Source organism: Rhodopirellula sp. JB055 (assembly GCF_043100905.1).
Lineage (GTDB): Bacteria > Planctomycetota > Planctomycetia > Pirellulales > Pirellulaceae > Rhodopirellula.
The window spans coordinates 1-10,487 of sequence record NZ_JBICHO010000605.1 but is presented as its reverse complement, the minus strand read 5'-3'; the positions used below and the strand labels follow the sequence as shown (position 1 = coordinate 10,487).

Below are 10,487 nucleotides of genomic sequence, written 5' to 3'. Positions count from 1 at the left end.
AACTGGGCGTTTCCAAAGAATCCGCCGATTCCTGAACTCTCACTCGCCTTGAGTGAGCATGGCCACCTGAAGAGTTCACGCGAGAAAACACTCCACGAACTCTCCTCCTCTATCTGGCCACATGGCTCTTCGCCAATGAATTCTGCAGCCTGAAAGCTCGGCGGCGAACCGCCGCGCCGCTGCTCAACCAAAACTGGCTAGCACTTGAATCCGTCCGGGATCTGGCCGTCTTTAATCACGATGCTGATCCCATCGCGAATTTGCAGGTCATCATCTTCGCCTTGATGATCGACGTTGGCTTCGTTCGTGATTCGAACGTTTTCGCCGACGCGGCAGTTCTTGTCGAGAATCGCCCCCTGAATCAGACTGCCAGCGCCCACGCCAAGCGGCAACTTCCCGCGTCGGTCGGCGTCCCGCATCTCGATAAAGTCCGCCCCCATCACAACACTGTCTTTGATCGTCACGTTGTCGCCGATCACAGTTCGCAACCCGATCACGCTGTTTTCAATGGTAACGTTGTCACCGATGCGGCAACCATCGGCGATCAGACTGCCTGTGATCTTCGCATCGCCCATGATCGTTGGCGGTAGGAATCGGGGCCGACTGTAGATCGGTGAATGGCGATTTCGAATGTCGAAGGGCGGGTTCTTGCTAGCCAGCGACAGGTTCGCTTCGTAGAACGAACGAATCGTCCCGATGTCTTCCCAGTACCCATCAAAAAGGTGCAACTGAACTTTGTGGGTGTTGATTGCTTCGGGGAAAACCTCTTTGCCGAAGTCACTGTGCAGGCTGTTTTCGAGCATGTCGACCATCAGGTCTTTGTCGAAGATGTACAGTCCCATGCTGGCCAACAAATCGCGGCCCTGGCTCTCAATCCCACGAGCATCGATCCAACTTGGTTCCATGCGAACTTTGGCGATCTCCTCTTCTGTCTGCGGTTTTTCAACAAAACCGGTCACTCGCCCCGTGTCATCAACCTGCATGATTCCGAGCGCGGAAGCGTCCTTGCGAGTCACAGGAATCCCGGCGATTGTCGCAGCGGCTCCCGACTCAATGTGAGTCTTCATCATCTCGCGAAAATCCATTCGGTACAGTTGGTCGCCCGAAAGAATCAGCACGTGTTTGATCCAGCTTTCTCGCAAGTGAACCAGGTTCTTGCGGACCGCATCGGCGGTGCCTTGGTACCAATCGGTGCCTGAGTTGACGGTTTGCTGAGCGGCCAGCAACTCGACGAACCCGCCGCTGAAGTGGTCAAAGGTGTACGTCTGACGAAGGTGGCGGTGCAAGCTTTCTGACAAGAACTGAGTCAACACGTACGCGCGATTCAAACCGCTGTTGATGCAGTTGCTGATTGGGATGTCGATCAAACGGTACTTGGCGGCCAACGGAACCGCGGGTTTGGCGCGGATCTTTGTGAGCGGGAACAATCGTGTTCCGCGGCCACCGCCAAGAATCAACGCGATTGTATTGTTCAAATCCATGATCACTCTCGTGGGATGACGTGCTAGTTGTTGTGGATAGTTGTCGAATGGGAACGTTTGTTTCTGAACCGACTAGCTTACCAATACTTTTCGAAGCGAATGGTGCCGGGGCCGGGGGTTTCTGTGGCGTCATGAAATCCGGCGGCTCTCAACAGAGGCAGCATCCCAGGCTTCTCGGGGACATCACCTCCGGGAGGCACATAACCGATCATGTCAGGGTTCCCACACAAGAACACGTGCGTGTTTTCAGGCGAGAGCGGATCACCTACCACCTCCGCCAACTTGCCGGCGGTAAACATTGTCTGCAAATACTGTTTCCCGACGTAATCCGGCCGGTCAGGCTCTAAATTCTCTGGTTCGCGAGTTGTCAGTGGCAAGTAGCAATAGTTCGGGTAGCGCCGCATCAGCTCATCATGCTCGGCCTGGTAGGCGATGTCTGATCGGTAACGAACACTGGTTGCAATGACAATCTTTCCGAGATGCCCACGCGAAAGCAACGTGGTTGCCATCGCATTGTGAGGTGCCTCGCCGGTGCCGGTGCCGAGCATCAAGACGTTTTCATTCAGGGGAATGTCCCCCAACAGATATCGTCCGGTGATTTTCCGTTCGACACAAATTCGGTCGCCTTCTCCTTTGCCAAACAGTCGCGGGGTGAGGGCGGGAGGCTTGCTCGCTGAGGTCGCTCCCTGGCGCACCAAAGTGATGTAGAACTCCAAATAGTCAATCTGATCGACCGGCGCCAATTCACCTGCGTTGGGCGAGTCGGCATCGTGCAGCATCGGACATGAAATCGAATACGCCCGACGAACCAATTTTCGCGACTTTTTAACGGGCACGTCTTCGGCCTGAGTGCCCCGCAATCGCGGCTCCCAGTTCCCCAGTCCGATGGCAACGTACTGGCCCGGTTCGAATGGCATCACCGGCTCATCGCACTGAATCCGAAATCGAGCCAGGTCCTCGGTCAGGTCCACCCGTTTGATGATCGTCGCGTTGTAGTGCTGCTCGCGAAGCCGCTGCTTTTCTTCATCGTCCGGGCAGTCCAGTTCGTCCATCGCGTTTTCAACTCCCAGATGCCTTTTTCACGTCGGCGACCCCGCCCGCCTGAGTTACTATAGTGGATGAGGTCGGGTGGCGTGGCGGTGTCCGCTTTCGCAATCACAACCGCTCTCTTGAGCCGCCCTCGATTTCGCGACTTCACCGTCTCACCTTTCATTTGGACCCTCGATCATGTTTGATCGCCAAGTCTTCTTTCGGCTACTTCCGCATCGGCACTCGATCCTATCAGGCACAATCGGCCTCGCGGTCGCATGCGGTGCGATGTTGGGAACGTCATCGAACCTGATTGCAGAGAACTGGACCAGCCTGGTTGGCAACCGAACGGTCCAGGCTCAGATGGTCGGACTGTGGGACAACAATGTCATCCTGCTGATGTCCAACGGCAAACGTGTCAGCGTGCCGATGAAATCACTGATCGCGGAAAGTCGAATCCAAGCGGAACAGATCGCGGCTCGCTTGAAAGAACAGCGTGAATCTCTGAGCGAGGAACTGCGTCAGGTGGCCGATGCAGAATCTGCTGCGGCGCCCGATCCACTTCCTACCCCACCGGCACCACCGGCATACCAACCACTGGCACCAAATCTATCCATCAACGAAGCAATCGAGCAGATCCAAACCCAAATTCGCGAAGGACATTTGGCCGTCGCTGTCGATGCCTTGCCACCTTCGTTCCGTAGCGAACTCGACCAATTGGTTGACTTGGCAATGCAGAAGATTGACGCCAACGAATGGAACCAAGGCAACGAACGATTCTATCGTTTGGTCGACCTGATTGTGACTCGCCAGAATTGGATCTTGTCGCATCCCTCCTTGTCTTCGGGCGATCCCGATTCTCCCGGTGCGTTCTCGGAAGCGTTCAATGATTTGATTTTGCCGACAGCCAACGCTCTTCGCGCAGCACTGGCAGACGACGCCATGACACCCGACAACATCCGTCGAAAAGGATTCACCAACTGGGTCCGAGATCGAAGCCAAGCGATGGCTCCCTATGTCCACCAACTGACTCAGACTTTCACCTCGTCGGAACCGCAGTGGGAAGTCGCCAATTTCAAAGGAGACACCGCAACCATCCAGCGTGCCAGTTCAGGCAGCCAACAACCTGGTCAACGGCGTTCCAACCGAGGACCGACGCACGAAATGGTTCGAGTGGAAGGCTACTGGATTCCCAAGGTCTTCGCGGATGATTTTCCCACGTGGGTGGAAGAACAAACGAAGAAGCTCGAAGCAATGACAGACGGTCAAACCAGCATGACCGCATTGGCGCAAGAATCCAGCAACATGAACTCAATGGCTGCGAGCACCATTCAACAATCTGCACAGATGTTCGAGACCTTCTTGCAACCAATCGAGTCCGCCGCCGACGCGACCGCCTTCCACGAAGCGACCGAACCAATGATTGCAGCCGTTCAGCCCATGATCAGCATGTTCAGTGCCATGGCGAAGATGGGCGGTGGACGAAACCAAAACGGAATGTCGGGCTATGGCAACTCAGGCTACGGCATGGGTGAACCCGGATACGACGATATGAACATGGGCATGGAAATGGAACCTGGCTACGGCGAACCCATGATGGAAGACGGCAGCATGGATCAAAGCGGTTCAGGCTATGGTTTGGAACCGATGAGCCCGATGAATCAATGAACATTGCGATCATTGGCGGTGGACTATCAGGATTGTCCACTGCCGCTCACCTGCGTTTGCGGGCTCAACGTCAGAATCAGCCGCTTCCCAACATCACCCTCTTCGAAGCTTCCGATCGACTCGGAGGTGTGATTCACACTGAAACGCTGACCGACGATCAAGGCCGCACGTTCGTCATCGACCACGGGGCTGACATGTTCGCCACGGCACCATCGGCTGCCATCGATCTTTGCGAACAATTGGGCGTCGCGGATCAATTGCTGCGTCCCAACCCGCGCGGTCGTGGTGCGATGATCGCACGAGGCAACCGGCTGATTCCAATCCCAGAAGGATTCGTTTTGATGCGTCCGACCAAACTCGGGTCGATGCTGACGACGCCTTTGCTCAGCCTCTCGGGCAAACTTCGCTTGCTTCGTGAACGCTTCATTGCACGCCGAGCCGACAGTTCGACTGATGAGAGCGTGGGATCGTTTGTTCGTCGGCGACTTGGCGAAGAGTGCCTCGACAACATCGTCGCTCCCTTGGTCGCAGGCATCTACACCGCCGATGTCGATCGACTCAGCATGGCAGCGACGATGAAACCAATCTGGGACATGGAAACCAACGACGGCTCGCTTGCCAAAGCAACGCTGCGCCGGATTCGGACCGGAGAAGACACCACCGAACAAGCCAGCAGTGGCGCTCGCTACGAGAAGTTCCGTGCGTTCCCAAACGGGATGAAGCAATGGATGGACACGCTCGCCGATTTCATGGGTCGTGAAAACATTCGGCTCAACTCCACAGTGCGATCGATTGCTCCGCTTCCGAACGACCGCTATCAACTGAACGTTGAATCAGATACCGACGGCCAGTCATCTCAGAAGTTTGACCAGGCATCGCATGAGTTTGACCAAGTCGTTGTTTCGACCCCAGCGCACGTCGCCGCAAACCTCTTGCAATCGCTCAGTGAGGAAGCGGCCTCCGCGCTTCGCTCGATTCCATTCGCTTCCACTGCGATTGTGGTCATGGCCGTTCGACGTGACTGCATCACGCGTCTGCCTGAGACCTTCGGCTTCGTCGTCCCGCCAAAGGAGAATCGTCGCGTGCTGGCAGGTAGTTTCGCAAGCACCAAGTTTCCCCAGCGTGCACCCGACGACTATGTGATCGTGCGAGCGTTTGTGGGCGGCGTGCTGCAACCTGAGATTCTCGAACGCACTGATGAAGAGATCGTCAGCATTGTTCGCTCCGAACTCGGTGACCTGATCGGACTGGACCAAACCCAGCCTCTCGAAGACATCGCAGCCGTGTTACGGGTGGTTCGTTGGAACAACGCGATGCCCCAGTACGAAGTTGGCCACTTAGACAAAGTCCAACGGATCCGAACCGCCGTCGACGCTCTCCCTCATCTGCACCTGAACACAAACGCACTGGGTGGCGTCGGGATCGCTCCCGTCATCGCGGCATCCAAACGGACGGCAGAGCGTATCTTGTAGTGGCGTCAAGACTTCGGATGGACGGTGAATCTGCAACATGCGAAAGCGGTTGTCGCCCCTTGGAAACGCCTGTGGAACGCTCTCAGATTGTTTCGTGAATTCCGAGGGAGGGGCAAAAAGATGGGATTGACTGGGGTATCGGGATGGTTCACGCTGCGCAGTCAGTTGAGCACCACATTTGGGTTGGTTGGTTTGTTTTGGAAGCGTTTTCCAGTGAAACGAGCCCGAATGCGAGAGGCATCTTGCCTTGTTGGTGACGGTTTGCAGGGTATCAGATTAGTGACGAACATTTATGTCGGGAACCTCTCGTTCAAGGCCACCGAGGACGAACTTCGTGGCGCGTTCGAACAGTATGGCGAAGTGTCGGCTGTGAACATCATCATGGATCGAGAGACAGGACGTAGTCGCGGATTTGCCTTCGTCGAAATGGCGGATGCCGAAGGCGCAAAAGACGCGATCGAAAACCTGAACGGCCAAGAGATTGACGGTCGTAGTGTGACAGTCAATGAAGCTCGTCCACGCGAGCCACGCGGTGGTGGCGGTGGAGGAGGCTACGGTGGCGGCGGTCGCGGCCGTGGCGGTGGCGGCGGTGGTTACGGCGGTGGCGGTGGCAACCGCGGCGGTGGCTATGGCGGCGGCGGTGGTGGATACGGTGGAGGCGGATACGGCGGAGGAGGCGGTGGCGGCTACGGTGGCCGCGGCGATCGCTGATCCCGAAACCAACAACAAAACATTCGCGTCGACGGAAGCCAGTCTGTTCTCAGAGTGGTTTCCGTTTTTTCATGCCCGCACGGCACTCAACACCGATTGTTCTCGACTGCCGCGTCTTCCGAAAAAGCTTGAAGTCAACCGCCGGAACCAATCCGTCCAAAAGGACCAGCACCACCGCCTCATGACAAGCTTTAAGGACTGTCGGGCTCACGCGGGTTTTGAAACTCACCCGGTTGAGGTCAGCCGAATGAACAGTCTTTTCCAGACTTCTCCGCTGGGAGCTTGCTTGACATTCCGAAAACAGAGTTGACCGCTCCCTCTCTCAGGCCTCAAACGAGCCACGGTGTGATCATGAGAAAGAAACACAACCTAATTGCGACCGTTCTGCTGATCTCATCTGGTGGGTGCGCATCGCTCAGCCACTGCCTCGAGAAGCATGCTCCTCCCTCACACCTTTTTGGAAAGAGCAAGCACCAAACCCAATGCACAGAAACTCCATGTGACGGGCAATGCATTCCTTGCAAGGCTCCCAACGTGAACGTCCCAGCGTCAGATGATTCCACGGAGATGCCGCCTGTCCCAACGCTCGACATTGAAGCAACCGACATGGAAAAGTCCTTCAGCGATCTCCAAGCAAAAGCTTCGAAACAGAAGTCGATCGAAGACTTGCAGACAGCCACCCAACCACAAAGTCCAATTGTACTGCCAATTGGCTTCTTCGAAATGATCGAGACCCAACCAATCGTCAAGTTAGCTGAGTGATTGAGTCAAGGTGTGGCAAGAATCCCGGGTGAAAAGTCTCCTGGATTGACACTCAGAATCAAGTCTTTACTTCGATGCTTGCAGTACGCTTGCAAACCATTCGTGCGTTGGCAGCCTCATCATCTGGATGATCCACGTAAACCGCTTTCAGCAGCATTCCGCGTTTAGCGTTGGTCCACAAAGCGTTTTGATTTTCCCTCGGAGCGAGGTAGCGATCCGTTGGGCACCGATGTGATCTCGACGCGCAGGGCCAGTCGTTCTCGGAACGCATCTCGCAATTCCCGTAGCTGCCCCAAACCTCCAGGCTGGGATTCGCTGCCGGCGGGAGACTCAATGTCGATCGAAAGCTGATCCAAATGATCCCGCCGCGAGGCGATCATTCGAAACTCTGCTTCGGGCACCACCTGGCGAACAATCGCTTCGATGCTGGCGGGAAAAACGTTGACGCCACGAATGACCAACATGTCATCCGCTCGTCCGATCACTCCGCCCTCCAGTTTGACGAATTGGCAAGCCAGACCGTGTTCCCAAACCGGGCGCACGATGTCACCGGTTCGATAACGTATTGCCGGGCCGCCGTGACGCCCCAAGTTCGTCATCACCATTTCGGATGCCTCGCCCGATGTTGCGGGGCGACTGGGTTGCCCGTCTTCATCCAGCACGAAGAACTCGGCAATGAATTCGGACTCGATGATATGCAAACCGCGATCGTCAGCGGTCGGAAATCCCCAGGCTCCAAGCTCGCTCGCACCAGCATGGTCAATCACACGAGCCCCCCAGGGCTCTTCAATGGCGCGACGAATTTCGGGCACGCTCCCACCGGGCTCTCCCGCGACGATCAATCGCGAAACGCTGCTGCCTTTCAAATCGATTCCGTGTTCGTTCGCAACGGAAATCAAATGCAACGCGTAAGTCGGCGTGCAACACACAACAGTGCACTCGCGATCCAGCATCATCTGCAAGCGTGCCGAGGATGACAAACCGCCGCCGGGAACGACCAAACACCCCCGCTCGACCAGAGCATCGTTGGCCGACCAAAAACCAATGAACGGCCCGAATGAAAACGCCATCATCACGGTGTCGGCCGGACGGACATCAGCCGCATCCAATACGTACTGCCAACATGCCAGCCACCAACGCCAATCCTCGGGCGTGTCGTAAATGGGCATCGGCCAGCCTCGCGAACCGCTGGTCTGGTGGGCGCGCGAATATGCCTGGCGCGGCCGCGTGAAGAGCTTGGATGGTTCTTCTCGTGAACTGCCGAGCAAATCCGATTTGATTAGAAACGGCAACGACTGGAACGCCTCCCAATCGCACAAATCGGGAGCGACCTGAAATGCTTCTTGGTAAAGCGGATGCTTGGATTCTTTCAAGCGTTGCCAAACGACTTGCAGCCGATCCCATTGATGCAGTCGCAGGCTGGTGCGGTCCAGTGAGCAAAATTCGAATCGAGAAGGTTCCATGAAGATGTTCGTCGAGTCGCGGCAGCATTCAAACTGCAAATGGGGGGAGAAAACAACACAATCAAAATCGCAACCAATTGCCACAGCATAGCAAGGTCGTGCATCCAGTTAGATGACGGTAGACTGGACATTGAGAGACGCGACTGAGATCGTATCCCCGAATCACAAGCGAGAGGGGAAACAACGATGAATGACGTTTTGACGTCCATCTCCGCTGCTTCGCGTCAACTCCCTCATCAATCATTCAACGCCTTACCAATCACGGCATGCCTCCATCCATGGACGAAAAGATCGAGCCCGTGCTTGCCGTGATTGGGCATCCTGTTGCGGGCAACCCCACGCAGTTCGCACTTGAAAGTGCGTTTGAGCAAGCCAATGTGGATTGCCGTGTTTTGTCGTTCGACCTGAGCCCCAAGCAACTGCTAACCGCGTTGAACGGCATGCACGCGATGAGCTTTCGCGGTGTCTGGATCGACCCCAGTTGCCGCGGCATGATGTCCAATGATCCGGAAACAGCGAGCCACTTGGGCATCACGGGAATGGATCCATCCCAGCCTGCCGAAGCACTGCGAAGCACACCGGAATCCAAACCGGCACAGGAAACGTCATCACACTGGCAAGCGATCTCGGTTCGAGAACAAGTTTGGACGCAACTGGTTAGAGACCGATTGGAACTGGGCGGATTTTCGGTTCAACAGGTGCTCGTGATCAGCTCCGACACCGACACGCGCAAACGACTCGCACAGAAGCTGACATCCGAGAATCAACTTGCCGCGAATCTGCCGAAGCCAACCACCCCAACTGACAAAGCCCCTCCAGTTCAGGAAGTCGATCCGGACTGTCCACCTTCCAGTGGCTCGGCACCTGAAACGGTTTCGGATCGCATCGTGACGGTCAGTTCTCCTGAGGAGATCACGACGACCTCGTTGGCGAACGTTTGGCTGGCGATCGATGGCCCAGCGTCGGAAATCATTGATGCGTTTCGCAGCTCGACCACGCCACCGGGCACGGTGCTGGTGGACCTCAACGAAAGCTGGGACGCCAACGACATCAGCGATTGGGAACGCTGCAAAATGGACGCGGGCAGTAACTGCATCACTCGCTGGGACATCCATGCCGCCTGCCTGGCAAAGGTCGTCCCTCATTGGCTGAACACAGAAGTTCGCGAGGACGTGCTTCGCGAAGCCATGGAAGAATACCTTTCGGTTTGAAGGCTCGGATGGAAAACGAATCGTCTTCTCAGTTGACCCTGCAAGACACGCATATCGTGGAAACGATTGCCAAGTTGCAGCGCCGGATCAGCGAGCGGTTCCCTGACTCGGGACTGCAACATCTGTGCGGCGAACTGCTGGAGGTCGGTCGCAGTGCATCCCAGCGATCTCAAGAGATTGGTCGACCGATTCGACGCATCCGTTTCGCAAGCTACCTGCTGCTCGCCGGATTGATTGGATCTCTTGTTGTCCTGGTCTTTTCCATCGCACAACCGGCAACGACCGATTTGTCCAGCGATGACATGAAGCTTCCCAACCTGATCGCAATGGCGGATTCCTCCAGCCAAGTCATGCTGCTTCTCAGTGCAGGCATCTACTTTCTGATCTCTTTGGAAACGCGATTGAAACGGCGCCGTGCCCTGACGGCCATTCACGAATTGAGATCGTTGTGTCACATCATCGACATGCATCAACTCACCAAAGATCCCGAGCGGGTGCTCTCCAATTTTCGCGGTACCGACAACTCACCGCGACAAAAGATGACGCCTTTGGAACTGAACCGTTACCTCGACTACTGCAGCGAGATGCTCTCGTTGACCGGCAAGATCGCGGCGCTCTATGTCAAGAACTTTGACGACCCCGCTTCTGTTGCAGCGGTCAGTGAAGTCGAACAACTCTCGTCCGGTTTGT

Annotated in this window: 8 protein-coding genes; 5 read left to right on the top strand and 3 right to left on the bottom strand. The window is 56.0% G+C overall.

The genetic code is table 11. The annotated features are described in order from the left end of the window. Positions 1-197: 197 nt before the first annotated feature. Together ACF8AM_RS23765 and ACF8AM_RS23760 are read right to left on the bottom strand one after the other, a co-directional pair. Positions 198-1,487 carry a glucose-1-phosphate adenylyltransferase gene (locus ACF8AM_RS23765; protein WP_392558038.1) on the bottom strand — a complete coding sequence of 430 codons (1,290 nt, stop codon included), beginning with the start codon at positions 1,485-1,487 and terminating at the stop codon, positions 198-200. Between the two features lie 71 nt (positions 1,488-1,558). Further along, entirely contained in the window at positions 1,559-2,533 is a 975-nt protein-coding gene (locus ACF8AM_RS23760; RefSeq protein WP_392558037.1) for a ferredoxin--NADP reductase, read from the bottom strand. A 175-nt stretch (positions 2,534-2,708) separates the two neighbouring features. On the opposite strand from ACF8AM_RS23760, the gene ACF8AM_RS23755 reads away from it, so the two are divergent. The 3 genes from ACF8AM_RS23755 to ACF8AM_RS23745 all read left to right on the top strand — a co-directional run bounded on the left by ACF8AM_RS23755 (position 2,709) and on the right by ACF8AM_RS23745 (position 6,361). Continuing rightward, on the top strand, positions 2,709-4,178 hold the full coding sequence (locus ACF8AM_RS23755; protein WP_392558036.1) for a hypothetical protein: 1,470 nt from the start codon (positions 2,709-2,711) through the stop codon (positions 4,176-4,178). Further along, positions 4,175-5,650, top strand: a complete 1,476-nt coding sequence (hemG, locus tag ACF8AM_RS23750; protein WP_392558035.1) for a protoporphyrinogen oxidase — start codon at positions 4,175-4,177, stop codon at positions 5,648-5,650. The genes ACF8AM_RS23755 and hemG overlap by 4 nt, the downstream gene beginning before the upstream one ends. A gap of 279 nt (positions 5,651-5,929) precedes the next feature. Then, complete coding sequence (locus tag ACF8AM_RS23745; RefSeq protein ID WP_392558034.1) at positions 5,930-6,361, top strand: RNA recognition motif domain-containing protein; 432 nt, start codon at positions 5,930-5,932, stop codon at positions 6,359-6,361. Between the two features lie 926 nt (positions 6,362-7,287). On the opposite strand, the gene ACF8AM_RS23740 is transcribed toward ACF8AM_RS23745, so the two are convergent. After that, positions 7,288-8,586, bottom strand: a complete 1,299-nt coding sequence (locus ACF8AM_RS23740; protein ID WP_392558033.1) for a phenylacetate--CoA ligase — start codon at positions 8,584-8,586, stop codon at positions 7,288-7,290. Positions 8,587-8,852: 266 nt separating this feature from the next. On the opposite strand from ACF8AM_RS23740, the gene ACF8AM_RS23735 reads away from it, so the two are divergent. Together ACF8AM_RS23735 and ACF8AM_RS23730 are read left to right on the top strand one after the other, a co-directional pair. Next, positions 8,853-9,797, top strand: coding sequence for a shikimate dehydrogenase (locus ACF8AM_RS23735; RefSeq protein ID WP_392558032.1), 945 nt, complete (start codon positions 8,853-8,855; stop codon positions 9,795-9,797). 8 nt (positions 9,798-9,805) lie between these two features. After that, the coding region (locus tag ACF8AM_RS23730) for a hypothetical protein (protein WP_392558031.1) at positions 9,806-10,487 on the top strand (682 nt) is incomplete at its 3' end.

Excerpts from the sequence above, each read along its gene's own strand:
- ACF8AM_RS23760 (WP_392558037.1), bottom strand. The coding sequence starts at position 2,533 with ATGGACGAACTGGACTGCCCGGACGATGAAGAAAAGCAGCGGCTTCGC.
- ACF8AM_RS23755 (WP_392558036.1), top strand. The coding sequence starts at position 2,709 with ATGTTTGATCGCCAAGTCTTCTTTCGGCTACTTCCGCATCGGCACTCG.
- hemG (WP_392558035.1), top strand. The coding sequence starts at position 4,175 with ATGAACATTGCGATCATTGGCGGTGGACTATCAGGATTGTCCACTGCC.
- ACF8AM_RS23740 (WP_392558033.1), bottom strand. The coding sequence starts at position 8,586 with ATGGAACCTTCTCGATTCGAATTTTGCTCACTGGACCGCACCAGCCTG.
- ACF8AM_RS23735 (WP_392558032.1), top strand. The coding sequence starts at position 8,853 with ATGCCTCCATCCATGGACGAAAAGATCGAGCCCGTGCTTGCCGTGATT.